Genomic DNA, 25,431 nt, shown 5'->3' with positions numbered 1-25,431 from the left:
GCCCAGCGAGCCCAGCGAGCAAAAGGGTGATGACACCCCACCGAAAACACAATAAAAAAACGGCGGCCAGTTGGCCGCCGTTCTCATCTCGCAGGATTACTTGTCGCCCAGCAGGACGGACTCCAGCGCGATCTCGATCATGTCGTTGAAGGTCAGCTGACGCTCTTCGGAGGTGGTCTGCTCACCGGTACGGATGTGGTCGGAGACGGTGCAGATGGTCAGTGCCTTGGCACCGAACTCGGCAGCCACGCCGTAGATACCGGCGGCTTCCATCTCAACGCCCAGGATGCCGTATTTCTCCATCACGTCGAACATGGAGGGATCCGGGGTGTAGAACAGATCGGCAGAGAAGATGTTACCGACGCGAACCGGGGTACCCTTGTTCTTGGCGGCCTGGACGGCGTTGGCTACCAGGTCGAAGTCGGCGATGGCGGAGAAGTCGTGATCCTTGAAGCGCAGACGGTTCACCTTGGAGTCGGTGCACGCGCCCATGCCGATGACCACGTCACGCAGCTTCACATCTTCGCGAACGGCACCACAGGAGCCAACACGGATGAGGGTCTTGACGCCGTAGTCGGTGATCAGCTCCTTGGCATAGATGGAGCAGGACGGGATGCCCATGCCGTGACCCATGATGGAGATACGACGACCCTTGTAGGTGCCGGTGAAACCGAACATGTTGCGCACGTCGCATACCTGCTCGACGTTCTCCAGGAAGGTCTCGGCGATGTACTTGGCGCGCAGGGGGTCACCCGGCATCAGAACTACGTCAGCAAAGGCGCCATCTTTCGCGTTGATATGAGGAGTTGCCATTCTCTTATTCCTTCACACTTGATTGGTTGTTGTGTTTTTTGTGGCCCCGCCTGCCGGCGGGGCCCTTCAGTTACAGAAAGCTGGTGCCGTACTGCAACTTGGGCAGCCCATGATAGGCCGCAATGCTCTGGCCGATGTCGGCGAAGGTCTCGCGACCACCGACACTGCCGGCCTTGACCGGCTTGCCATAGAAGATCACCGGGATGTGCTCGCGGGTGTGATCGGTGCCGCCCCAGGTCGGATCGCAGCCGTGATCGGCGGTGATCACCACCACGTCCCCGTCTTGCATCAGGGCAAACAGCTCCGGCAGACGAGCATCGAAGTACTCGAGTGCGTCGGCGTAGCCACCCACGTCACGGCGGTGGCCGTAAGCGGAGTCGAAGTCGACGAAGTTGGTGAAGACGATGGTGTTGTCACCGGCGGCTTTCACCTCTTCCAGGGTGCGGTCCCACAGCTCGGTGAGGCCAGTGCCCTTCACCTTCTTGGTGATCCCCTGCTCGGCATAGATGTCGGCGATCTTGCCGATGGAGACCACCTGACCGCCGGCGTCTTTCATGAAGTCGAGTACGGTCGGTGCCGGCGGCAGCACTGAATAGTCGTGGCGGTTACCAGTACGCTTGAAGTTACCCTTGCCGCTGCCAACGAACGGACGCGCAATCACACGGCCGATGTTATAGGGCTCGAGCAGCTCACGCACGATATGGCACAGCTCATAGAGCTTCTCGAGGCCATAGGTCTCTTCGTGGCAGGCGATCTGGAACACGGAGTCGGCCGAGGTGTAGAGGATCGGCTTGCCGGTACGCATGTGCTCTTCGCCCAGATCGTCGAGCACCTGGGTGCCGGAGGCGTGGCAGTTGCCGAGATAGCCCGGCAGGCCGGCCTTCTCGACGATGGCGTCCAGCAGCTCCTGCGGGAAGCTGTTGTGATGATCCTTGAAGTAGCCCCACTCGAACAGCACGGGGACGCCAGCGATCTCCCAGTGGCCGGACGGGGTGTCCTTGCCGGAGGAGATCTCCTGAGCATAACCATAGGCTGCGACCACTTCAGTCTGCTTGTCGAGCCCAGCCGGGAAGAGACCGGAGGAGAGCTCACAGGCATGACCCAGACCCAGCTTGGTCAGGTTCGGCAGCTTGAGCGGGCCGCGCCCCTCGACCTTGCCTTCGGCACACGCCTTGGCAATGTGGCCGAAGGTGTTGGCACCGACGTCACCGAACTTGTCGGCATCGGCGGCAGCGCCGATACCGAAAGAGTCCATCATCAGGATAAAGGTACGTTTCATGGGTGTTCCCCTTACTTACAAATCGGCCAGAGTGATGCGGCGATAGACCTCGGGCAGCGCCTCGGGGGTATCGTCACCAATCCGGATAGCAGCTTTCACCATGGCGGCTGCCTGAGCATACTGTTCCTCACTCTGAGCATGGATCAGTGCGAGCGGTTTGTCGGCATTGACCTCATGACCCAGGCGCACAAAATCGGTCAAACCGACCGCATAGTCGAGCTTGTCAGCCGGGGCACGGCGACCACCGCCCATGGCCACCACGGCCAGGCCCAGTTCGCGGGTATCCATGGCGGTGACAATACCACGACGATCCGCATAGACGGGGCGCACGATGGCACTCTTGGGCAGGTAGCTGTCATAGCGCTCGACGAAGTCGGTCGGGCCACCCAGACCTGTTACCATGCGACCGAAGATCTCGGCTGCCTTGCCGCTGTCGAGCACAGCCTGCAGCTTGGCGCGGGCATCGGCGTCATCGCAGGCAAGGCCTGCGGAGATCAGCATCTCGGCACACAGGGCCATGGTCACGGCGTGAATGCGCGGGTTACGGTATTCACCGGTCAGGTAGCGCACCGCCTCACGCACTTCTACCGCATTACCGGCGCTGGAAGCCAGCACCTGGTTCATGTCGGTGAGCAGGGCGGTGGTGCGGCAGCCGGCGCCGTTGGCCACGGCGACGATGCTCTTGGCGAGCTCCTCGGAGGCCTCAAAGGTCGGCATGAAGGCACCGGAACCCACTTTCACGTCCATCACCAGGGCTTCCAGACCGGAGGCCAGCTTCTTGGAGAGGATGGAGCCGGTGATCATGGCGATGGATTCGACGGTGGCGGTTACGTCGCGCACCGAGTAGATGCGCTTGTCGGCCGGGGCGAGATCGCCGGTCTGACCTATGATGGCCACGCCGGCTTCACGCACGACCTTGATAAAGGTGTCGTTGTCGACGGAAGTCTGGTAACCCGGGATGGCGTCGAGCTTGTCCAGGGTGCCACCGGTGTGGCCCAGGCCACGGCCGGAGATCATCGGCACGAAGCCACCGCAGGCGGCGACCATCGGGCCGAGCATGAGGGAGACCACATCACCCACACCACCGGTAGAGTGCTTGTCGACGATGGGGCCGCCCAGGTTCAGGGGTGCCCAGTCGAGCACCATGCCGGAGTCACGCATGGCACAGGTCAGTGCGACGCGCTCGTCCATGGTCATATCACGGAAATAGACTGCCATGGCCAGGGCCGCGATCTGCCCTTCGCCGATGGAGCCGTTGGTGATGCCTTGAACGAAAAACTGAATTTCTTGGGTACTGAGCGCTTCACCGTTGCGCTTCTTACGAATAATTTCCTGAGGCAAAAACATCTTTCATTCCCTCCGCGCCGCGGGCGCGTATGCAAGCCGAATAGGAGTCCTGATGTCGGGGCGGCGAACCGCCCCGGCAATTGCACTTAGTAGCCGCTGGTGTCCGCCGGCTTGTCGCCGTGTTCCAGGGTGGCCAGCAGGCTGGCCAGCAGGCTGGAGGCACCGAAGCGGAAGGTGCGGGCGCTCACCCACTCCTTGCCCAGGATCTCCTCGGCCATGGCGAGGTACTCACCGGCAACGGCAGCATCTTTGACGCCACCAGCCGGCTTGAAGCCCACCTTGGGATCTTTTGCCTTGATCACTTCCATCATGATGCGGGCCGCCTCAGGGGTCGCATTGACCGGCACCTTACCGGTGGAGGTCTTGATGAAGTCGGCACCGGCATCGATGGCGATCTCGGAGGCGCGACGGATCAGCGCCTCTTCTTTCAGCTCACCGGTCTCGATGATCACCTTCAGCAGCACGTCGGCACCGCAGGCTTCCTTACAGGCCTTGACCAGGTCGAAGCCGACCTGCTCGTTGCCGGCCATGAAGGCGCGATAGGGGAAGACCACGTCTACTTCGTCGGCGCCATAGGCCACGGCGGCACGGGTCTCGGCCACGGCGATCGCGATGTCGTCGTTACCGTGCGGGAAGTTGGTGACGGTGGCGATTCTCACCTGCTCGGCACCGATCTCACGCAGGGTCTTGCGGGCGATGGGAATAAAACGGGGATAGATACAGACGGCAGCAGTCATGCCCGCCGGAGAGTTGGCCTTGCGGCACAGGTCGATGACCTTCTGATCGGTGTCGTCATCGTTCAGAGTGGTCAGGTCCATCAGGTTCAGGGCACGCTGTGCCGCGATCTTCAGATCAGTCATCACATTCTCCACAAATCAAGTCTTCAACACCGGTGGCATAGCAATGCCGACCCGGAGTCAGGTTCAATGTTTACAGCAAAACTGCACAGGCAATCCGACTGCAAATAAGGCAATAGCCCCGTCACTTTCTTACAAAAGTGCGGACTTGGTTCCATGAAGACTTGAGACGGGATGACCCGAACCCAATCAAATCCATTTGACCGCCAACACCCGGATTCCACCGGATATTAGTCAATGTCAGCACCCTGCTGACACTGCCTATTTGAGCCGAGATACCCCTCTCATGCAAGCCGGTTTTCGCTATTTCCTGAGGTATCTCACATCTGCGAACCGCCTAGTCGATGCCCCTTACGAGAAGAAGCGCTCGATGATCCAGCCGTAGGCGATACCACCGAGATAGACCCCGACAATCCCCATCACACCGGAGAGGACGGGAGGAGCCGGGATCGGCAGTTTGAGGAAAGAAAACAACACACCAACAATGAATCCGGCCGCCATAGCCAGTACTACTTCGTTCATAACGAACCTCCGATTGACTCTTTTTTATAAGTGTATTTAAGGAAAACGGTTGTCACCGATCCAAATGCGAACGCCACAGCAAAAGCTGTGGCGTTCGGTCGTGTTGGACTCTGTCCAGACACTATCTTACATGGCGCTGAGGGCCAGGAAGAAGCCTGCAATGGTAGCAGACATCAGGTTGGACAGGGAGCCTGCCAGCACGGCTTTCAGACCGAAGCGGGCGATGTCACCGCGACGGTTAGGTGCCATGGAACCCAGACCACCGAGCAGGATAGCCACGGAGGAGAGGTTGGCGAAACCGCACAGGGCGAAGGAGATGATGGCCTTGGTGTGGTCAGACATGGCCACGCCGTTGATCAGCAGCTCATCTTTCAGGTACGGGGCGAAGTTCAGGTAGGCCACGAATTCGTTGACCACCAGCTTCTGGCCGATGAAGGAACCGGCGACGGTCGCTTCGCTCCAGGGCACGCCGATCAGGAAGGCGAGCGGGGAGAACAGCCAGCCCAGCAGCAGCTCGAGGGAGAGCTCGGGCATGCCGAACCAGCCACCCACACCGGAGAAGATGCCGTTGATCATGGCGATAAGGCCGATGAAGGCGAGCAGCATGGCGCCCACGTTCAGGGAGAGCTGCAGACCGGCAGAGGCACCCGCGGCGGCGGCGTCGATCACGTTGGCCGGCTTGTCGTCCATGTCGCTGTCGGCAGCATCTTCGTTATAGGAAGGAGTCTGAGTCTCGGGGACGATCAGCTTGGCGAACAGCAGGCCACCCGGAGCGGCCATGAAGGAGGCTGCAATCAGGTACTCCATCTTGACGCCCATGGAGGCGTAGCCCGCCAGTACGGAGCCGGCAACGGAAGCCAGGCCACCACACATAACGGCGAACAGTTCGGAGTCGGTCATCTTGCCGATGAAGGGACGAACCACCAGCGGAGCTTCGGTCTGGCCCACAAAGATGTTGGCAGTAGCAGACAGGGACTCAGTACGGGAGGTACCCAGTACTTTCTGCAGGGCGCCGCCCAGCAGCTTGATGATCCACTGCATCACGCCCAGGTAGTAGAGCACGGCGATCAGGGAGGAGAAGAAGATGATGACCGGCAGTACGCGGAAGGCAAACACGAAGCCACCGCCGCCGAACACTTCAAACATCTTGCCGCTCACCAGGCCACCGAACAGGAACTCGATGCCCTTCTGACCGTAGTTGATGACGCTGGAGACGGCATCAGACGCGCCGACCAGAATGTCACGACCGACCGGCACATACAGTACGAACGCACCCAGGCCAGCCTGGAGACCGAACGCACCGGCCACGGTACGAATGTTGATTGCTTTACGGTTGCTCGAGAAGAGCACCGCGATAAGGATGAGGGTTGCCATCCCCACCAGACCCATGATCAGACTCATTATTTATTTTCCTCTAGTAGCACCTTGCCGCTTGTTAACGAGCTGTGTGAAAAAACTCATCAATCAAGGCCGCGCATTATACTGAATGCGTCATGTCAAAGTAGAAGGCAAGTCACACTTTATGTTCGCCAAATTGGTATCATGGCGGATTTTTAGAACGAAAACGATTTTTGCGCCTACTTCTTGGCTAGCTGTAAAAGTCCAAGGTTAGTCAGTTGTTAAATATTGTGTCGAGGCTAGGGAAGAGCTGACGGGTCGAACGGTGTAACAGTTTGGCAACCTCAGATGGGTCTTCCCCCTTCAGATCGGCCAGCACCTGCAACACCTCGGGCAGATACTCGGGGCTGTTACGCTCCCCCTGACGGCCGTACAGCGGCATGTCGGGGGCATCGGTTTCCAGCACTAGCGCCTCCCACGGCATGGCCGCCACCGCCTCTCGGGTCTTGTTGGCCCGCTCATAGGTAATGGTGCCGCCGATGCCGAGACGAAACCCCAACCCCCAAAAACGCTCGGCCTGATGCGGCGAGCCAGAAAAGGCGTGGATCACTCCCCCGGCCGGTGGGCGGTGGCGCTTGAGCAGCCCCGCCACCGTATCGTTGGCGCGCACCGAGTGCACCAACAGGGGCAGGCCGTACTCGCCGGCGAGCCGCAGCTGCCCCTCGAAGAGCGCGAGCTGACCGCTCTGCTCGACCGTGCTGCGCCCGTCCAGCCCGCACTCCCCGATGGCCACCAGCCCCGCCGGACGGGCCGAGAGGCGCGCATCGAGCCGCATCAATACCCCGGGCGCCTGGCGCGCCGCCCACATGGGGTGCACGCCGAGCCCATAGGCCATCCCAGGCTCACGCGCGGCCAGGGCGGCCACCGAGTCCCAGTTTTCCTCACCGATCGCCGGGATGATATACTGCGTCACCCCGCGAGCCCGGCTCGCGGCCAACACGGCATGGCGATCGGCATCGAAGTCGGCGAAGTCGAGGTGGCAGTGGGTGTCGATAAGATACATGAGTGTTCCTTGAGCGGTGGAGCAGAACAATGAGAAGTGGCGTCGGGCGCGGGTTTACCCTGATCGAGTTGGTACTGGTGATCATTGTACTCGGGATCCTGGCCGTCACGGCCCTGCCCAAGTTCGTCAATCTCAAGGATGATGCCCTCAAGGCCTCGGTACAGGGCACGGCGTCCGCCTTCTCCAGCGGCGTGCAACTGGCCAATGCCGGCTGGCAGGTACGCGCTCAGGGCAATCCTCTTTATAACCTCGGCAGCATGGGCAAGCAGGATCTCGATATCAATCGCCACGGCTGGCCGGTGGGTACCAAGGAGGACCAGGGGGTAAGGGGGATCGACGCCATCTTCCCCGGCGGTACCAGCGGTCAGATCTCGGTGAGTAGCCCGGACGACTGCGAAAGCCTCTTCACCGGCCTGCTCGACACGGATCAGAGCGTGGCTGACGAGCGCATCAGCGACTCCCAAAGCGACTATATCTCCTATATCGATCGCAGCGACGGCCAATCCGATGGCAACGGCCTGCGCCACGACAACTGCCGCTACCGGCTGCGCCGCGATACCTCCCTGGGCTTTGACTACAACAGCGTAACCGGTGCGGTGAGCCTCACTTTTTGACCTCGCGATCGGCCTTGGCCTCGTGACGCTGCGGCACGCAGCAGCGCCGGTTCTCGAGCGTCAGCCCCCAGCGGGCGCACCAGGCGTCGTAGCGAGCCAGCCAGCGCCTCATCATAGCCAGCATCAGCGCACCTCCAACAGCAGACCCATGCTGATCTCGTCCACCCAGCCGCTACCGACGCGATAGGCGTGGCGCCGCCGCCCCTCCTCCACGAAGCCGCACTTGCGGTAGAGGGTATGGGCCACCTCGTTATCGGCCATCACCCCCAGCTCGAGACGGTGGATGCCAAGGCGCGGTGCCTCCTCTATCAGGCGGCGCAGCAGTGCCTCTCCCTGCCCCTGGCCACGGGCAGCCCGGCGCAGCCCCATCACCACCAGGGCGCAGTGGCGGTTGCGCGCCAGGCCGCCGCCAATGAGCACGGCAAAGCCTTGCACTTCCCCGGCCAACACCAGCAGCCACATGGCCTGATTGGGGGCCGCCACCATGGCCTCGAGCCGTTGGCGCTGCCCCTCGATATCCGAGGGGCGCTCCCCCGCCTCATACAACATGAAGCGGGTCTCCCGATCCAGTTGCTGAAAAAAATGACCCAGCGCCGCCGCATCCTCTATACCCGCCAAACGAATCATTGCCCTTGATCTCCCTGTCTGGCTCCACGGCCATAAAAAAACGACTCCAATGGGAGTCGTTTTTATCAGAGCCATCCGGCCGATTCAATTCAGCCCTTGGCGGGCAGGCTCAGGCGGGCGACCGCTTCGACGTGCATCGAGTGCGGGAACATGTCGACCGGCTGCACCTCGTCCAGCACGAAGCCCTGCTTGACCAACCAGGCGAGATCACGAGCCAGGGTCTGCGGGTTGCAGGAGACATAGACCAGACGGCGCGGCGCCATGGCCACCAGGGTCTGCAGCACCGCCTTGTCGCAGCCCTTGCGCGGCGGATCCATCACCACCACGTCGGCGCTCACCCCCTGGGCATGCAGTTCGGGCATCAGGCGCTCGGCCTTGCCCACGTGGAACTCGGTCTGCTCGATACCGTTGAGGGTCGCGTTGCGGCGGGCGTCGCTGATGGCGCTCTCTACCGACTCGATCCCCACCACCTTGGCGGCCTTGCCGGCCAGGAACAGGGAGATGGTGCCGATGCCGCAATAGATGTCGAACACCGTTTCGTTGCCGGTCAGCTCGCAATACTCCAGCGCCTTGGAGTAGAGCACGTCGGTCTGACTCGGGTTGTTCTGGAAGAAGGAGAGCGGCGAGATCTCGAAGTCGAGCTCGTGGATCTTGTCGCGGATCACCCCGCTACCCAGCAGCACCCGGTTGTTGTCACCCAGGATGCGGTTGGTGCGCTCGTCATTAATGTTCTGCACCAGGGTGGTGATCGGCAGATCCTGCAGGGCCGCCAGCAGCTCGGCCTCGAACGGCAGCGCCTCACCCAGGGTCACCAGCACCACCATCAGCTCGCCACTCTTGAATCCCTTGCGGGTCATCAGGTTGCGCACGCAGCCGGTGTGGTTGACTTCGTCATAGGCTTTGATGTCGTGCGCGCGCATCCAGCTGCGCACCCGGGCGTTCAGTTCCACATGCAGCGAGTCTTGCACCGCGCAATCATCGGCGGTGATGAGATCGTGGGAGTGCTTGCGATAAAAACCGATCTCGGCGCCGGCCTCACAACCGCGCACCGCATACTGTGCCTTGTTGCGATAGGCAAACGGCGTCTCCATGCCGAGGATGGGATTAACCACAGCATCACCCAGGCCGACCTGTTCCAGTGCGCCCTGCACCAGACTCTGCTTTAGCTTGAGCTGGGCCGGATAGGCCAGCGGGCGCACCTGACAGCCGCCGCACTCGGTGTGGGCGCAAAAATCCGCCACCCGATCCGGGCTCGCCACCACCACCTCTTCCAGGTGGCCGTGCTGGTAGTTGGGTTTGACCAGAGTGAGGGAGATCTCCACCTCTTCTCCGGGCAGGGCGCCCTCGACGTAGACGGGAATGTCACCGGCACGGCCGACGCCATCCCCCTTGTCGGTCAACTCGAGGATCTGGATGCGGCGGCGCTCTCCGACTGCGGACATGGTGCTCTCCACTGGAATGATGGGGTTTATAAAAAAGGTGGCAGAGTTTAGCGGAGAAAAGGGCAAATTGCAGGCACTAATGCGGGGTCAGGTTCTGAGCCTGAACCTGGGGCTGATGAAAGAAGGAGGTGGGGGCCCAAGGCCCCCACCTCTATGTCGACACCTTACAGGCAGGCTGAGGGTATCAGGACCATAGCCCTCCTTGCCGGAAACGGCGTCAGACCGCCAACAGGACTTGCTGAATTTCACTCTTGATGTTGTCGGAACGAGTGCCAAAGATGGCTTGCAGACTGTTGCCCACGATCAGCACCTCGCGAGCCCCCAGTTGCTTGAGTACCTGGCTGTTGACCCGGTTTATCTCCTTGACGCTGACCCGGAGGCGCGTGATGCAGGCATCGACATGTTCGATATTCTCCTTGCTGCCCAGTGCCTCGATGATGCGATGGGCGAGCGCCGAGTCGACGGCCAGCACGCTGCGAATGCTCTCCTCTTCTTTCTCCCGTCCCGGGGTGGCCAGGTTCAGCTTGACGATAAGAATGCGGAAGATGCCGTAGTACATCAGCGCCCAGAGCGGCCCGATCAGGATGAACATCCAGGCATTGTGAGAGAGCGGGTAGTAGAGCAGGAAGTCGATGGCACCATGGGCAAAGGTGACACTGTGGTGAATATCCAGGGCGGTGATGAGCGCAAAGCCCAGTCCGGTCAAGACGCAGTGGATCACGTAGAGCAGGGGGGCGGCAAACAGGAACGAGAACTCCATCGGCTCGGTGATCCCGGTCAGCCAGGAGGTCAGGGCGGCCGAGACCATGATACTGCCGATCAGGGCACGTTTTTCCTTGCTGGCACTCTGATAGATGGCCAGACCGACGGCAGGCAGCGCCCACATGGAGTAGAGATAGCCCCCGGCCAGGTTACCGGCGGTGGGATCACCGGCCAGATAGCGCTGGATCTCTCCCTTGATGACGGCCCCCGTCTCGGGATTGGTGTACTCGCCCACTTCGAAGAAGAAGGGGACATTCCAGATATGGTGCAGACCAAACGGGATCAGCGAACGCTCTACGACACCATAGAGCCCGAACGCCAGGGTGGGATTCTGGTAGGCGGCCCAGTGAGAGAAGCTGTTGATGGCGCTGCCGATGGGTGGCCAGACATAACTCAATATGATGCCGGTAACGATGGCGCTCAGGCCCGTGATGATGGGCACGAAACGCTTGCCGGCGAAGAAGCCCAGGTATTCGGGCAGCCGGATCCCATGGAACCTGCGGTACATGATAGAGGCAATGACCCCTATGATGATACCGCCAAACACCCCGGTGTTGAGGGTCTGGATCCCCAGTACCGGGGATGTCTCTATCCCGTGCAGCTTGGCCAAGACGCCCATGGTGGCCAGCATGATGGCAAAACCCACAGTGGCCGCCAGACCGGCTGCGCCGTCATTGTCACTCAGGCCGAGTGCCACACCGATGGCAAAGATCAAGGCCAGGTTACTGAAGACGGCATCTCCCGAGGTCGCCATGACCTGAGAGACCACCTCGGGCAGCCATGAGAAGTTCGCAGAACCTATGCCCAATAGCAGGCCTGCGACCGGTAGCACGGCCACCGGCAGCATCAGCGAACGCCCTATCCGCTGCAACAGCCCAAACGATGCAGTGATCATACACCTCTCCTTTAGTGATGAAGTTGACTGACTGCACCACCCTAATACGGCGCCATGTGGCACGCGTCATGAAAGGTATCGGCTTTGTAAGAGAGCCGTTACAAAGCCGTCACTCACCAGTCCGATGGGGATCACAGTTCCCATCTAACGGGCCCTGTCTGGCAACCCGCGGCTGATACAATGGGCCACAGGTTGGCCATATGCGGAAACGGTTGGATGGAAAGGAAGACCATACTCATCGTTGATGACAGTGAAGAGATCAGGGATGCCCTCAGCGAATACCTGAGCAAGGCCGGCTTCGTGGTTCGCACCGCCGTCGACGGTGAGGAGATGTGGCGGCAGCTGGAGCAAGAGGAGCCCCATCTGGTGATCCTCGACATCATGCTCCCCGGTGATGACGGCCTCACCCTGTGTGCCGCCATACGCCGCCACTCCTTCGTGCCCATCATCATGCTGACGGCGGTGACCGACGAGTACGATCGCATCGCCGGATTAGAGGTGGGGGCCGATGACTACATCACCAAGAGCTTCAGCCCCCGCGAGTTGCTGGCTCGGATCAAGGCGCTGCTGCGTCGCACCCAGTTTGGGGCAGTCTCGGGCCAGGCCGGACGGCTGCGCTTTCTCTGCTGGACCTTCGATCGCACCCGGCGCCAACTCCTGCACGATACGGGTCACAAGGTTCAGCTATCGGGCAGTGACTACTCACTGCTCAGCCTCTTTTTGCAAAAACCGAACTACCTCTTCAGCCGCGATGAGATAGCGCTGGCCATCTGGGGCCGGGAGATATCGCCTTTCGAGCGCGGCATCGACATGCAGATGAGCCGGCTACGCAAGCATCTCAACGATGAGGATAAAAACATCATCATCTCTGTGCGCAACAAGGGATACATGCTGGCCGTGGACAAGATAGTGGAGTGCTGATGGAGAGCCTCCCCCGCCCCTCACCCGGCAACCGCCTCTCCTTTCGGCTCTGCGCCTGGATCATTGGATTGATCGTGCTGGCCGAACTCATCGCCGGCGCCATCTGGCTAAGGTCCATCCAGGCCAGCCGCAATCAGGAGATCGACAAGGTCATCACAGAGGTGACTCAGGCGGCGGTGAAGACGGTTACCTACTTTCGCTCTCTGCCCGACAACTACCGCCACCTGGTCCTGAGCCAGCTGCTCGAAACCGGCGGATCGCGCTTCTTCATCTCCCTCAACAACCACCATGTGGAGAACCAGAGCAGCTATACCCACGAGAACAGCGAACGGGCGGCGCGGCACGCCCTGATGCAACTGCAACAGCGGCTGGGCACGCTCAAGGCCATCGTCACCATCACTCACAGGGACGATGTCCGGGTGTTCAACGCCGGCATACCCCTCGATGAGGTTCCCTCGCTGTGGACGCAGTACAGCATGGTACTGGGGGACTTCGATCTGCCGGTCATCGTGATCCAGCTCGCGCTTAGCCAGAGTGAGTGGCTCTACCTGGCCACGACCCTGCCCCTCCCCTACACCTATTTTGCCACCAGCGTGCTCGAGCCGAGACAAGTTCTCTTCCTCATCATCGCCTCTGTGCTGCTACTGCTCATCATCACCCGGGTGATCCGCCACGAGCTGCAACCCCTGCGTGCGCTGGTGCATGCCTCCACCCTGATGAGCACCCGCCTCAGCGTCACCGAAGTGCCTGAGCGGGGCGCAGGAGAGCTGCGCACCGCCGTCGCCGCCTTCAACAAGATGAACCGCAGGATAGGCAGCTATCTGCGCGATCGGGAGCAGCTCTTCTCCACCCTCTCTCACGATCTGCGAACCCCCCTCGCCTGCCTGAGGCTGCGCGCCGACATGCTCGACGACGAGCCCACCCGGGCACGCTTCGAGAAGCTGCTGGGGGACATAGACTTCATGCTCAAGAACGCCTTGCAGTGTATTCGTGATACCGATCTGCACGAAGAGACGGAGCCGGTGGATCTGGCGGCCGAGCTGCGACACTGCGCCCATGAGTACAATCAGGAGCAAGCGCGGGTCCGGCTGCAGATGGCCACGGCACTGCCCTGTATGGCCAAGCCGCTGGCCCTGCGTCGCTGCCTGATGAACCTCATCGACAATGGCATCAAATACGGAGATCGTCTGGCCATCGCGGTGCAGAGCACGGCGACACACTACCGTATCGAGATCCACGACGCGGGCTCCGGGATCCATGACGAGTGGCTGGAGCGAGTCTTCGAGCCCTATACCCGCATCAGCCCGGAGCAGGGCAGCGGCTCCGGATTGGGGCTGACCATAGCGCGCAGCATTGCCCGGGCCCACGGGGGAGATCTGACGCTGCACAACCACGACGAGGGGGGGCTGGTGGCCTGCCTCACCCTGGCAAAATCATCATGAAACGCCTGCTGCTTGCTGCGCTGCTGATGGTACAGATAGGCCAGGCCGCGGAGCTGGAGTTTATGCACTGGTGGACCTCCCGCGGTGAGCGGCGGGCGGTCGCCGAACTGGCCGAGACCCTCAAGCAAAACGGCCTGCCACTGCGTGAGGTGCCCGTCCCGGGAGGGGGAGGCGACAACGCCAGAACCATACTGCAGGCCCGCACCCTCTCCGGTAGCCCTCCCCATCTGGCGCTGCTGCAGGGACCGACTATCTCTTCATGGGCGGCCCTTGGCCTGCTGCATCCCCTGCCGCTCTCTCACCCTCTTCCCCCCTTGGTCGAGAAGATCCACAGGGTCAATGACGAGATGGTGGCCCTCCCCATCGCCCTGCATCGCCTGAACTGGCTCTGGCTCAACCGGCGCGAGCTCGACCGAAACAGGCTAGCCCCCCCGACCGACTGGGAGATGCTGGTCGTGACGCTGGAGCGACTCCGGCAAGCCGGCCGCCCCGGGCTCGCCATCGGCAATGACCCCTGGCAGATCGCCCAACTCTTTGAAAACCTGCTGTTTGGTCTCGGTGGGCCCGACCTCTACCATCGGCTGTTTGTGACTCTCGAGCCCTCGGCCCTGCGCGCTCCGGCCACGCGCGAGGCGCTCTCCTATTTCCGTCGTATCGCCCGCACCGTGGCCCCCGTGGAGGCGCTGACCTGGGATCAGGCGGCACTCGGTCTGAAAGAGGGGCGCTTCGCCATGCAGATCACCGGCGACTGGGTGCTGGGTGAATGGCTGGACGATGCGGGGCGACTGCCACCGGATCTCCTCTGCCTGCCGACACCGGCGCGGCAACCGGGGTTTATCTTCAACATCGACAGTCTGGTCATGATGCGCGGGGCCCAACACGCCCCCGCCTCGACCGAACGGTTGACCGAACTGCTCTCGGATCCCGCCTTCCTGCAACGCTTCAACCGCAAGAAAGGCGCTATCCCGGTCCAGACCGATATAGCGTTGCCCGGCTTTAATCCCTGCTCCAGACAGGCACGCATCGACTTTATCGCCGCCCTCGAGCACGGCAGCGCCGTCCCCAGCTTTTCCGACTCCATGGCCACTTGCCCGGTGATCCGCAATGCCCTGCTCAGCGAGCTGCACCGCTTCTTTCTCGATCCCCGCTTAAGTGAAAAGGAGATGCTTAAAATCCTTGAGCGGATCCGTCAGGGCAAAGAGCTCTGGTGCCCCACCCCGGTGAAAGCCTCCTAGTCTATCCAGACGGAAAGAGGCCGATTGCACACCAGCCGTATGAGATATGACGAGAGCGACTTGCAAAGGGGCGCAACGAAGGATGGGAACCGGCGGGACACGCTGCCATCGTATCCAGCCAGTTTTCAGCCATTGTCACTGAGGGGGCAGGTGGACAACCCAGTCTAGCGGTACTTACCGGCTCGTGAGTCCTCGAGGAGCTTGTCAAAAGTCCCGTCATCTCTGAGAGCTTGCAATCCCTTATTGAAGCTGTCGATAAGTACTTGTCCGTTAGGGATTTTCTTAGACACGATCAGATACTGCGGACGCTTGACCAGCAGCTTGTCGTGATACTTGATCTTGTCACTGAGACCCATTTTCTGCACGGTTTCCAAGCCCACGTCGAGGTCCTCAAGCACCGCATCGAGACGGCCATCGACCAACTTGGTGTAATTGGATTCTGCGCTTGAGATACGTTCGATCGCGACGGTACCATTTGCCTCCTCTGCCTCCTCTGCCTCCAGGCCATAACTGTAGCCGGTGACACCTCCGAGCTTCTTGCCCTTCAGGCTGTTGGTGTCACTCCAGTCGAAGCCTTTGCTGGTGTTGTAGAAGAACACGACTTGCAGATCGAGCACAGGGTCACTGTAGAGAAAATCGGCCTCTCGTTCGGCAGTTTTGCTCCAGATGATTGAAGCATCCAGCTTGCCGACTTTGGCATCTTCGAACCCGCGTTTCCAAGGCAGATAGCTGTATTTCACCGTCTGCCCTTCACGGGCAAAGGCTTGGCTCACTATGTCTGAGACCAAACCACCACTCCTCAGGCTCTCGGACATATACGGAGCCCATTCTCCATTGGCGATCTTCACTTCCTGTGCAGGGCTAGTGAACGAGGCCAGTAGCAGGATTGCGGATAGCATGCGTACGACATTGAACATGATGCACCTCATCGTGGGGTGGTTCCCGTTAACGTTAGTACGTTAACGCTGAGGCGTCCGCTGGGGGGCCAGCCCCCTTTACAGTGCCCACGACACGCCGGTCGCAAGGGGAAAGAGTTCTTATCTATTGCGTATGGAGATGGTATTCACCTGACAGTTGCCCACAAAGGTAGGTGTCCTAATTCTCCGATTGGTTACCGCTAAAGATCCTGTACATGTGGCCTTGATAACCATGTTGGTCTCAGAATAGCTATCGTGATTTTTATTCAAATCGCTGTTCTTGCTCCATATCCTCCCGCTGCTCTCGTTCTTTCTGGCGCTCGATTAGCTGAACCAAGTTTGCAGAGACTGTTTGAGCCGCAGTCGAAATATCTGCTCTTTCATGTTCAACCAACTTATGAATTGCCTCCGCTCTGGACTGCATTACTTTGGCTTGGCTACCAGACCAAGATGAAGGAGTGACACGCTCGGCGAATATTTCCAGAACAATAGCAGGGTCAGGAGATGACTCAAGCAGCCTGAGAGATAACTCTGACATCCTGAGTCCTTCAATATCGTCATCCTTTTCCCACAGGTTAATGCTTGCTGCAATAGCTACCCATACGCGGGGCTCATTTCTGGCACAACACCACGAAATCAGAAAATCCATATTAATATGGGCAAGAGGTGAGAATCGTAAGTCTCTATTACAAATAAAAAACTGCCGTCGTTCTTGTTGCTCTTCAGTGCCTTCAAAGACTCGATTTAAAAATGCTTCTGGCATCAGCGCAGCTGTTGTCTCAATGGCGCTTTCATATGAATGAACGTAACCATAGTGCAGATCAACAACAGCAAAAATCGCGTCCAACCACTCCTGTTTTTCTGGCTCATTACCATCGAAACGTAATGCAGCATTGATGACGCACTCCATGTTGTAACCATCCCCCCCATAGGAATCACAATGATCCTTTGGCAGACTCAGCCTCGCAGCTTTAAGACCTATTTGTCGAAAATCAGGGCCAAGCTTGTCCGCGGTCCCTTCTTCACCGTGTAACCGCATACTTAGCGCACGCAGCACCACATCACTACCTCCCGGTTTACTCAGGAGCCGCATCGCAAGATCGAGTACTCGGCCTCTGGATAAATCCCCATATTCATCCCGCCATAGGATTGATTCATACATACTCGGGTGAATATCAGAGTCATCCATAATATTCATACAACGATCCAGATCAGTTTCAGTGAAGCTCCTTCGAGGGTGAAGATCGACCAAACCGTGTCGAAGTTGAGGATGTTGTGCACACTGATCAAGTAATGCCTTTGCAAGAGCTGGCTCAATACGGTCAGTCTCTTCAATAAAGCCCTCAAACACTGACAAATTTTTATGTCCTGCAGGCTGTAGATCAAGATACTCAACAAGTTTTAGCCAAGCGAAATATAAATCCTCCTCCCCCTTGGCCAAACCTCCCCCGAATGCTGCACGGTAAGGCATGTAGTCATTAGAAAATAGATTAGGCCCCAGCTCATCGAATTTATGGCTTGATACCGCAAACTCCTCACCCAATTGGAATGCCTTGGTTTTAAGTCGCCTTTCGGCTTCCTGACACTTGTTATGATCGTTGTGATCAAAATCGGTATCCAGCGTCCACAGGCCATGTGCTCTGCTGAGCACATACATCATGATTGTCGGAAGCAAATCATGGGGCTCCAGATCTTTCTCCAGTGCAATAAGGGCATCTGATATGGGCTCAACATTATTCGATTTTTTTCGCTTGGCATGATGATGAAAATATAACATCGTACGGACGGCTTTCCAACCTTCTCCCCATGGATGATGTTTATTTAATTTTCGAGCAGCATCAATCAGTATTTCCCTCATCGCTTGCTGGTTCCACATCCCTCGAAATGCATCAGCCATGATCTGTCGTGCGGGGACTTCAAGAGCAGGATCGCCAGAAGTGCCAAACTGTACGGTTACATCGATAAAAGTAGTGCGCCATTCTACAAGTTCATCATGACTAGGGTGAAGTCCATAGTCTCTCGGTCGAGCACCAAACGCATTACTTCCAAAGCCAGTCCAGCGATCCTCGAGGGCTGTCGAAAGCATTTTGAAACCCAATGATTTACGTCTAGGAACATCAGATGAAAAACATTCATTCATAATGGAAATGCGTTGTTCTAAAGTAGCATGTGTTCCGGATAGATATGCTTGGAAGAAATTCGTTATCTTCGTTATCAGCGAGTTATTGCCATCGTTTTCCTTCTCATAATCAGCTAGATGAATAAGAAGTCTGACACACCGTTCGAAGGCTTTTGACTCATAAGCCAATACACATAACAGATTAATGATTGATGTTCGCCGTAAATTATAACCCGGCTTCATACCCATAAAACCAGAGGAAACAAGTACAGTCTCAATCCTGTCGAGCAAATATTCAGGTGCAACTGGTGCGATATAATCCAGCATTCGTGCCGATATATCGTCCAATGTAGTTATTCGCCCTAATAATCCATCAGGCTCAAGCCAATTCTCCACAATCTCTTTCGCCACAGGATGATCGTGCAACAGCCCTAACCTGTGCGCGAATGACATGAGTAAGCGTTGGTTGCCATGAATTTCAAAAATCGCTCTTAGTAGATTAACCGGAATACAATTCAGTGCCGATGACGCCAGCCTGTTGGCAATTGCATGAGGCAAAATAGCCCGCCAATGAGCCCTCTTCTGTACGATATGGCGTTCTGACAACCTGCTTGTTGCTCGGAACAACTGGCTTACGGAATGCCCCGAGATAGATCCCAATACCTCCAGTTCGTTTTGCCCTTCCTCAACCGAGGAAACTGAAAATGAATAGACCAGAGACAATATTTCAGCTTGCTCCCGTAGACCATCATCCGGATTGTTTCGCTGTTCGAACAAACGGTTAAATAACTGTGCATCTGAAAGCTGGGCCAGACTTTCACCTTCCTCCACTCTCTCGGCAATAGCCAAGGAAACGCGTGCATTACCATCAGAAAACTCTGCTATTCGGCGGGCGTTGTTCCGACCGATATTGGGAAAACGACAGAGAAGAAGCTGTTCGGCAACCTCAGGCCCCACCGCTTCAATCTGGATGACCTCTGTGGTCTGAGGCTTGTCATCTTTAATGTCATACTCAACAGTAATAAGGCTGATCGTACTATTGGCCGCTACTTTACTGGCTAGAAGTGTGTGCAATTCAGAAGGGCAATTATCAAGGATCATAATGGCCCGTCGCCCCTCAGCAATCAGTCGATCCAGCATTGCTGTTGCAGAGGGCTCTGGGTTTTCACCGGTATCAACATAAACTGCGATAGTCCGATCGAGCGCATCTGCTCCGACCGTTTCATCGAAAAGAGCCTGTACAATTCGGGTCTTTCCAACACCGGATAATCCCGTAATACGGACGGCTTTATTGGTTGAACGAACCAGCTCACGCATTGGCCCGATAGCGTCCTGAATGGCTAGCTGTTGCCCTTTTCCTGATGGCAGAGTAATTATCACCCCTGGTGCTGAAATCAAGGTATCTTCTGACCCCTGAGGCGGATTGCTCCAAGCCCCATATGGCTGCCACCCAGAATATCCCTGACCGAGTATTTTTTGGGCCCAGAGCATGACTGACGGGTGCTGCCGCAACCATTGCGCCAGTTTCGAGCAGTCGTAAAAATCCAAGTGAATATTGGAGCGGTTAAGTTCATCCGCTACCGCATACTGCATTGCTTGTAGGCGATCCACTTTCATAAGAGGAGAACAATCATCACCCAAGCTGACGATGATATAGCTCCCTCCCTTTGCCACTTGCTCAGAGATCGTCGGTGATAATGCCCCATCAGTAGTCATTTCTGAGGTTATCGCAGCCCTCGGCATTGGATGCTTTTTGGCTTGAAAAATCGTATCAGGTCTCTCAATAAAGCCAGTGCTCATTTGCTCGACCGGTACTTTAACATGCACATCGATACCGCCATCGGGAGCATTTATAGAGCCTGACCAGTGTACATAAGCAGGGCTATGACCATGGGCTGCAATTTCCGCTTCGGCAAGACGCGCTATTAACTCTTCAAGTTGGGTATCAGAGAGCCGGAGTAATTCGTCTTTTTCAATATCAAAAATGGCCACAGTGCCCTCTGATGTCCTCGAAGCATGACTCGAATATGGTATTCACATATAAATCAACAATCTACTTTTAGGACACAACATTGGGACACCGATCATTCTGAGCGCCGCGCCGCGACCTGAAGAGCAAGCGACTCCCCCCTCAGGCGCAGACGGGCACGATATTGGCTCCCCCTCTTATTCGCTGAGACGAGGCGGCTTGTCCAGGCCGCGAGACAGGGATGTCGAGCGAGTGGCGGCGGACCATGGAAGGCCCGTCGGCGCGTGCCGTCGGACAAGCGGGTGAGGCGAAGGAATCCGACACCGTCGGGCGAATAAGCGGGGGGGGGCCTTTCTTTTGGTGACTTTTCTTTGGCCACGCAAAGAAAAGTCACTCGCCACAGCCCGAAGGGCGGGCGAAACCCCGCGTAGCGGCAATCCCGCAGGGATTGGGATGCCTTGCAATGGGCATGCAGGAAGCGGGAAACGGGAAACGGGAAACGGGAAACGGGGCAGTATCCTCGAAAAGCAACAAGGCCACTCGAATGAGTGGCCTTGTCAGGAATGTGGTGCCCGGGGTCGGACTCGAACCGACACGGTTTTACCCGGCGGATTTTGAATCCGCTGCGTCTACCGATTTCGCCACCCGGGCAGTGGGAGCGATTATACGAATGGCTCTGGGGCAGGCAAGCTCTTTTTCTGCTACACCTCGGCGATTGTCTAATTATTCAACATCTTGCCGACTCTCATCGCACTCCCTACAATGCCCCCGACACTCAGGAAGGAATCCTCCATGGCCAAACGTACCCCCAAAACACCCCCTCCGGCACCGGCACCCAACCATCCGCCGGCCTCTTTTCTGCGCCGTATGGGCGCCTGGCTCTATGACAGCCTGGTCGTCCTCTCCCTGCTCATCATCGGTGGCTTCATCGGCTTTGGCGTGGCACACCTCGCGTTGGCGCTGGGCTGGGCACGGCTGGCCGAGGGGCAAGAGGTAGCCGATCTCCTCTCCCACAGCCTGCTCTACACCGCCTGGCTGGCCCTGATCATCATCGGCTTCTACTGCTGGTTCTGGGTCCGCGGCGGCCAGACGATCGGCATGCGCGCCTGGCGCCTGCGTATCCAGAACAAGGATGGCAGCCACATTCGCTTTACCCAGGCGCTGATCCGGCTGGCAACCGCCGCCTTCGGCCTCGGTAACCTGCTGGCCCTCTTCAGCCCCCGCGCCTTTCAGGATATCTGGGCCGAGTGCGAGGTGATCGTGCTGAGCAAGGGGGAGAATCGCGCCCTGCTCGATCGGGATTGATGGATAGACGAAGGGCACCTTGCGGTGCCCTTTTTGTTGCCTCAGCGCTTGCGGCTCAGTATGTAGAGCGCGCCGCCGCCAAACAGCAGGCTGGGTGCGATGGCGCCTATGATGGGCGGCACCGAGTAGACCAGGCTGATGGGGCCAAACAGGCGGTCGCTCACGTAGACCAGGAAGCCGGTGACGATCCCCATCAGCATGCGCGCCCCCATGCTCACCGAACGCAGGGGCCCGAAGATGAACGAAGAGGCGAGCAGTATCATGGCCACGACCGAGAAAGGTGAGAGCAGCTTGCGCCACATCTCCAGCTGGTAGCGCCCGGCATCCTGCTGGTTGGCCTTGAGATAGCCGATGTAGTCCATCAGGCCGCCCACCGAGAGGTTCTCCGGGTCGATACTGACCACGCCGAGCTCCTTGGGGGTCAGCTCGGAAGGCCACTCCATCAGGGCACTGCTCTCCCGGGTGATGCGGGCGGGATCGTCGAAGCGGGTGACCGCCACCGACTTGAGCTCCCAGTGGCGCTGCACGAACTGCCCCTCCTGGGCCTGCACCACCTCGATGAGCTTGCGCTCCCCGTTGAAGCGATAGAGGGTGATGCCGGTCAGTGAACCGTCGTTACGCACCCCCGAGATGTTGACGTAGTCGTGACCATCCCGCGCCCAGACACCGTAGGCGGAGAGGGTCAAACGCCCCTCGGAGAGGGCGCTCGCCTTGATGTCGCCGGCGGCCCGCTTGGCGATGGGCGCCACATACTCGCCCACCATAGTCACCACCAGCATCAGGGGGATGGCCGTCTTGAGCGCCGCCAGCACTATGCTGAGGCGGGAACGACCGGCCGCCTGCATCACCACCAGCTCCGAGCTGGTCGCCAGCTGGCCGAGGCCGATGAGACCGCCGAGCAGAGCCGCTAGCGGGAAGAACATGACCGCCTCCTTGGGCATGGAGAGGATCACGAAATAGAACGCCTTGAGCAGGGTGTAGTCACCCTCACCCACTGCCTTGAGCTGCTCCACATACTTGATGAGCGCCGCCAGCCCCACCAGGGTCAACTCTGCCAGCAGGATCGACATGAAGATGACCCGGCCTATGTACCTATCGATAATGCCAAACATTCAATACCTCGGAATCATCAGGCCTTGGCCCGTTGCAGCAACCTGACCTTGGTACCGTTCCACCAGGCCGTCCCCTGCAGGTTGAGGGGCAGACCGACGAACAGCAGGTAGGCGAGCGGGATCAGGAACATGCCGGGCCAATGGGGCAGGCTGCCGCTGGCGATGGCCGAGCGGCCGGCGCTGAGCATCAGGAAGTAGGAGAGATAGAGCAGGATCGCCGGCAGCAGCTTGGCATAGCGCCCCTGTCTCGGATTGACCCGGGCCAGCGGCACCACCAGGAAGGTGAGCACAGGAATGGAGAGGGGCAGGGAGAGGCGCCACTGCAACTCGGCCATCAGCTCGTTGTCCAGCTCGCCACCGAGCAGCTCGTCGGTCGGCTTGGCGCTCGACTTGCGCTGTGAGGTCTCGAGATCGCGCTGACGCAGCACTATCCCATAGCTGCCGAAGTCGGAGATGCGAAATGCCTTGCCGCCGAAGTCACCCTCGTAGCGGGTGCCATCCTTGAGGGTCAGCCACTGCAGCCCCTCCTTGTCGATGGTCACCTCACCCACATCGGCCACCACCAGAGACGGCGGCGTGCTCCCCTCACCGTGTTGCAGCAAGAAGATCTTGCCGAGCTCGGTGCCACGGCCGTTGAGCTCCTGGATGTAGGCCACCGACCGCCCCTTGTCGAGCTCCATGAAGCGACCCTCTTGCAACAGAGAGATGCCGGGGTCGGACTTGAACTGGTCCATCACCTGGTATTCACGCTCCTTGGCGATCGGTGCGATCCAGAGAGTGTTGCCCATGGCCACCAGGGCGGTGACCAGCGCCAGGAGCTGAGCGTTACGCATCACGAAGCGGTGGCTGAACCCCACCGCGTGCATCACGGTCAGCTCACTCTCGGCATAGAAGCGTCCGTGGGCAAACAGGATGGCGAGAAAGAGGCTGATGGGCAGCATCAGCAGCGCCATGTTAGGCAGGTTGAGCCACAGCAGCGTCGACACCAGCTGGGTGGGCACACTGCCCTCGGCGGCATCGGAGATGATCTTGATGAACTGCTGGCTGACGAAGATCAGCAGCAGCACGAACAGCACGGCAAGCTGCGTCTTGAGCGTCTCTTTGAACAGATATCGGAATACGATCACACTCATTCCCACGTAAACTTGTGTTTTTGGTCGAATGGCTGAAAAATAGGACTCTAGTATAGATTTTTGCCTATTTAGACAGCGGGGCACGGGCTGTAAAGCTCCGCCTGTTCGACCCCAGTAAGCCCCCCATTATTCCTGAAAAGGGGGGGCTTGTCTTTAGATGTAGGAGATTGCATGGAGTTCAGTGTTAAGAGTGGCAGTCCCGAGAAACAGCGCAGTGCCTGCGTTGTTGTGGGTGTCTTCGAGCCGCGTCGCCTCTCTCCGGTTGCCGAGCAACTGGACAAGATCAGCGACGGTTATATCAGCTCGTTGCTGCGCCGGGGAGATCTGGAAGGGAAACCGGGTCAGATGCTGCTGCTGCACCAGGTACCGGGCGTCCTGAGCGAACGTGTACTGCTGGTGGGCTGCGGCAAGGAGCGTGAACTCGACGAGCGTCAGTACAAGCAGATCATCAACAAGACCATCACCACCCTCAACGAAACCGGCTCCATGGAAGCGGTCTGCTTCCTGACCGAGCTGCACGTCAAGGGGCGCGATACTTACTGGAAGGTTCGTCAGGCGGTCGAGGCCACCAAGGGTGGGCTCTACACCTTCGATCAGTTCAAGACCAACAAGGCCGAGCCGCGCCGCCCCCTGCGCAAGCTGGTGTTCAACGTGCCGACCCGCCGCGAGCTGTCGGTGGGTGAGAAGGCGATCGCCCACGGCCTGGCCGTGGCCCGTGGCACCAAGGTGTGCCGCGACGTGGCCAACATGCCGCCCAACGTCTGCAACCCGGCTTATCTGGCTTCCCAGGCGCGCCGCCTGGCCGACGCCTACACCAACATAAGCACCAAGGTGATCGGTGAGCAGGAGATGGCCGAGCTCGGCATGAACTCCTACCTGGCGGTGGCCCGTGGCTCAGAGAACGAAGCCATGATGGCCCTCATCGAATACAAGGGCCACCCGGACGCCAAGCCCATCGTGCTGGTCGGCAAGGGTCTCACCTTCGATTCGGGCGGCATCTCCATCAAGCCGGCCGACGGCATGGACGAGATGAAGTACGACATGGGTGGCGCCGCCGCCGTGCTCGGTACCATGCACGCCCTGGCCGAGCTGCAACTGCCGATCAACGTCATCGGCGTGCTGGCCGGTTGCGAAAACATGCCCGGTGGCAACGCCTACCGCCCCGGTGACATCCTCACCTCCATGTCCGGCCAGACCATCGAGGTGCTCAACACCGATGCGGAAGGTCGCCTGGTGCTGTGCGATGCCCTCACCTATGTGGATCGCTTCGAGCCGGAGACGGTGATCGACGTGGCCACCCTGACCGGTGCCTGCATCATCGCCCTGGGCCACCACACCTCGGGCCTCTTGGCCAACCACAACCCGCTCGCCACCGAGCTGCTCAATGCCTCGGAGCAGGCTGGCGATCGCGCCTGGCGTCTGCCCCTGTTCGACGAGTACCAGGAGCAGCTGGAGAGCCCGTTCGCCGACATGACCAACCTAGGTGGCCGTCCGGCCGGCACCATCACCGCCGCCGCCTTCCTGTCGCGCTTCACCAAGAAGTACAACTGGGCGCACCTGGACATCGCCGGGACCGCCTGGAAGAGTGGCAAGGACAAGGGCTCCACCGGCCGTCCGGTGCCGCTGCTGACCCAGTTCCTGCTGAACCGGGCCGGCGTGGACATCGAAGTCAAGGATTGATGAGTCGCGAGTGACTCACCCCAGTGCAAGGAAGAGGCG

The 25,431-nt window shown here is 59.0% G+C and carries 21 protein-coding genes and 1 tRNA gene; 6 read left to right on the top strand and 16 right to left on the bottom strand.

Going from position 1 to position 25,431, the window contains the following annotated elements; all coding sequences use genetic code 11:
• Window positions 1-96: 96 nt before the first annotated feature.
• The 7 genes from deoD to BN1121_RS05160 all read right to left on the bottom strand — a co-directional run bounded on the left by deoD (window position 97) and on the right by BN1121_RS05160 (window position 7,219).
• Window positions 97-813 carry a purine-nucleoside phosphorylase gene (deoD, locus tag BN1121_RS05190; protein WP_005345963.1) on the bottom strand — a complete coding sequence of 239 codons (717 nt, stop codon included), beginning with the start codon at window positions 811-813 and terminating at the stop codon, window positions 97-99.
• 70 nt (window positions 814-883) lie between these two features.
• Window positions 884-2,092: a phosphopentomutase gene (locus BN1121_RS05185; RefSeq protein WP_005345961.1), complete on the bottom strand. Its 1,209-nt coding sequence runs from the start codon at window positions 2,090-2,092 to the stop codon at window positions 884-886.
• Window positions 2,093-2,107: 15 nt separating this feature from the next.
• Window positions 2,108-3,439 carry a thymidine phosphorylase gene (deoA, locus tag BN1121_RS05180; protein ID WP_005345950.1) on the bottom strand — a complete coding sequence of 444 codons (1,332 nt, stop codon included), beginning with the start codon at window positions 3,437-3,439 and terminating at the stop codon, window positions 2,108-2,110.
• 86 nt (window positions 3,440-3,525) lie between these two features.
• Complete coding sequence (gene deoC, locus BN1121_RS05175) at window positions 3,526-4,299, bottom strand: deoxyribose-phosphate aldolase (protein WP_005345948.1); 774 nt, start codon at window positions 4,297-4,299, stop codon at window positions 3,526-3,528.
• Window positions 4,300-4,647: 348 nt separating this feature from the next.
• Complete coding sequence (locus BN1121_RS05170; RefSeq protein WP_005345947.1) at window positions 4,648-4,818, bottom strand: XapX domain-containing protein; 171 nt, start codon at window positions 4,816-4,818, stop codon at window positions 4,648-4,650.
• Between the two features lie 126 nt (window positions 4,819-4,944).
• Window positions 4,945-6,219, bottom strand: coding sequence for a NupC/NupG family nucleoside CNT transporter (locus BN1121_RS05165; protein ID WP_005345946.1), 1,275 nt, complete (start codon window positions 6,217-6,219; stop codon window positions 4,945-4,947).
• A 211-nt stretch (window positions 6,220-6,430) separates the two neighbouring features.
• Window positions 6,431-7,219 carry a TatD family hydrolase gene (locus BN1121_RS05160; RefSeq protein ID WP_005345936.1) on the bottom strand — a complete coding sequence of 263 codons (789 nt, stop codon included), beginning with the start codon at window positions 7,217-7,219 and terminating at the stop codon, window positions 6,431-6,433.
• Between the two features lie 29 nt (window positions 7,220-7,248).
• On the opposite strand from BN1121_RS05160, the gene BN1121_RS05155 reads away from it, so the two are divergent.
• On the top strand, window positions 7,249-7,833 hold the full coding sequence (locus BN1121_RS05155; protein ID WP_005345935.1) for a type II secretion system protein: 585 nt from the start codon (window positions 7,249-7,251) through the stop codon (window positions 7,831-7,833).
• On the opposite strand, the gene BN1121_RS20245 is transcribed toward BN1121_RS05155, so the two are convergent.
• The 4 genes from BN1121_RS20245 to ptsG all read right to left on the bottom strand — a co-directional run bounded on the left by BN1121_RS20245 (window position 7,823) and on the right by ptsG (window position 11,559).
• Window positions 7,823-7,957, bottom strand: a complete 135-nt coding sequence (locus BN1121_RS20245) for a DUF5363 family protein (protein ID WP_005345934.1) — start codon at window positions 7,955-7,957, stop codon at window positions 7,823-7,825. The genes BN1121_RS05155 and BN1121_RS20245 overlap by 11 nt on opposite strands.
• Window positions 7,957-8,460: a GNAT family N-acetyltransferase gene (locus BN1121_RS05150; RefSeq protein ID WP_005345932.1), complete on the bottom strand. Its 504-nt coding sequence runs from the start codon at window positions 8,458-8,460 to the stop codon at window positions 7,957-7,959. Before BN1121_RS05150 ends, BN1121_RS20245 begins: the two co-directional genes overlap by 1 nt.
• Window positions 8,461-8,549: 89 nt before the next feature.
• Window positions 8,550-9,902, bottom strand: a complete 1,353-nt coding sequence (gene rlmD, locus BN1121_RS05145; protein WP_005345929.1) for a 23S rRNA (uracil(1939)-C(5))-methyltransferase RlmD — start codon at window positions 9,900-9,902, stop codon at window positions 8,550-8,552.
• A 217-nt stretch (window positions 9,903-10,119) separates the two neighbouring features.
• A complete protein-coding gene (gene ptsG, locus BN1121_RS05140) occupies window positions 10,120-11,559 on the bottom strand; it encodes a glucose-specific PTS transporter subunit IIBC (RefSeq protein ID WP_005345926.1) in 1,440 nt (479 codons plus the stop codon).
• 216 nt (window positions 11,560-11,775) lie between these two features.
• On the opposite strand from ptsG, the gene BN1121_RS05135 reads away from it, so the two are divergent.
• The 3 genes from BN1121_RS05135 to BN1121_RS05125 are packed head-to-tail and all read left to right on the top strand — an operon-like array spanning window position 11,776 to window position 15,157.
• Complete coding sequence (locus BN1121_RS05135) at window positions 11,776-12,480, top strand: response regulator transcription factor (protein WP_005345923.1); 705 nt, start codon at window positions 11,776-11,778, stop codon at window positions 12,478-12,480.
• Complete coding sequence (locus BN1121_RS05130) at window positions 12,480-13,922, top strand: sensor histidine kinase (protein WP_005345921.1); 1,443 nt, start codon at window positions 12,480-12,482, stop codon at window positions 13,920-13,922. The genes BN1121_RS05135 and BN1121_RS05130 overlap by 1 nt, the downstream gene beginning before the upstream one ends.
• Window positions 13,919-15,157 (top strand): ABC transporter substrate-binding protein, encoded by a 1,239-nt coding sequence (locus BN1121_RS05125; RefSeq protein ID WP_005345915.1) that lies wholly within the window; start codon window positions 13,919-13,921, stop codon window positions 15,155-15,157. The genes BN1121_RS05130 and BN1121_RS05125 overlap by 4 nt, the downstream gene beginning before the upstream one ends.
• 164 nt (window positions 15,158-15,321) lie before the next feature.
• On the opposite strand, the gene BN1121_RS05120 is transcribed toward BN1121_RS05125, so the two are convergent.
• The 3 genes from BN1121_RS05120 to BN1121_RS05110 form a co-directional block, all read right to left on the bottom strand.
• Window positions 15,322-16,074 carry a substrate-binding periplasmic protein gene (locus BN1121_RS05120; RefSeq protein WP_197065743.1) on the bottom strand — a complete coding sequence of 251 codons (753 nt, stop codon included), beginning with the start codon at window positions 16,072-16,074 and terminating at the stop codon, window positions 15,322-15,324.
• A 262-nt stretch (window positions 16,075-16,336) separates the two neighbouring features.
• The gene (locus tag BN1121_RS05115; RefSeq protein WP_043156921.1) at window positions 16,337-20,185 is read right to left on the bottom strand and encodes a hypothetical protein; all 3,849 of its coding nucleotides are present in this window, start codon (window positions 20,183-20,185) and stop codon (window positions 16,337-16,339) included.
• A 543-nt stretch (window positions 20,186-20,728) separates the two neighbouring features.
• Window positions 20,729-20,813, bottom strand: a tRNA-Leu gene (locus BN1121_RS05110).
• A gap of 141 nt (window positions 20,814-20,954) precedes the next feature.
• On the opposite strand from BN1121_RS05110, the gene BN1121_RS05105 reads away from it, so the two are divergent.
• A complete protein-coding gene (locus BN1121_RS05105; protein WP_005345902.1) occupies window positions 20,955-21,467 on the top strand; it encodes an RDD family protein in 513 nt (170 codons plus the stop codon).
• A 41-nt stretch (window positions 21,468-21,508) separates the two neighbouring features.
• Here the strand turns inward: BN1121_RS05105 and lptG are convergent, their stop codons facing one another.
• Together lptG and lptF are read right to left on the bottom strand one after the other, a co-directional pair.
• Window positions 21,509-22,579 (bottom strand): LPS export ABC transporter permease LptG, encoded by a 1,071-nt coding sequence (gene lptG, locus BN1121_RS05100; RefSeq protein ID WP_005345901.1) that lies wholly within the window; start codon window positions 22,577-22,579, stop codon window positions 21,509-21,511.
• Between the two features lie 17 nt (window positions 22,580-22,596).
• Entirely contained in the window at window positions 22,597-23,712 is a 1,116-nt protein-coding gene (gene lptF, locus BN1121_RS05095; protein WP_005345900.1) for an LPS export ABC transporter permease LptF, read from the bottom strand.
• Between the two features lie 171 nt (window positions 23,713-23,883).
• Here lptF and pepA point away from each other — a divergent pair, with 171 nt between their 5' ends.
• On the top strand, window positions 23,884-25,392 hold the full coding sequence (gene pepA, locus BN1121_RS05090; protein ID WP_005345897.1) for a leucyl aminopeptidase: 1,509 nt from the start codon (window positions 23,884-23,886) through the stop codon (window positions 25,390-25,392).
• The last annotated feature ends 39 nt before the right edge of the window (window positions 25,393-25,431 follow it).

This window comes from Aeromonas diversa CDC 2478-85 (genome assembly GCF_000819805.1).
GTDB lineage: Bacteria > Pseudomonadota > Gammaproteobacteria > Enterobacterales > Aeromonadaceae > Aeromonas > Aeromonas diversa.
The sequence above is the reverse complement of the archived record's forward strand: the minus strand, read 5'-3'. Positions and strand labels throughout refer to the sequence as shown.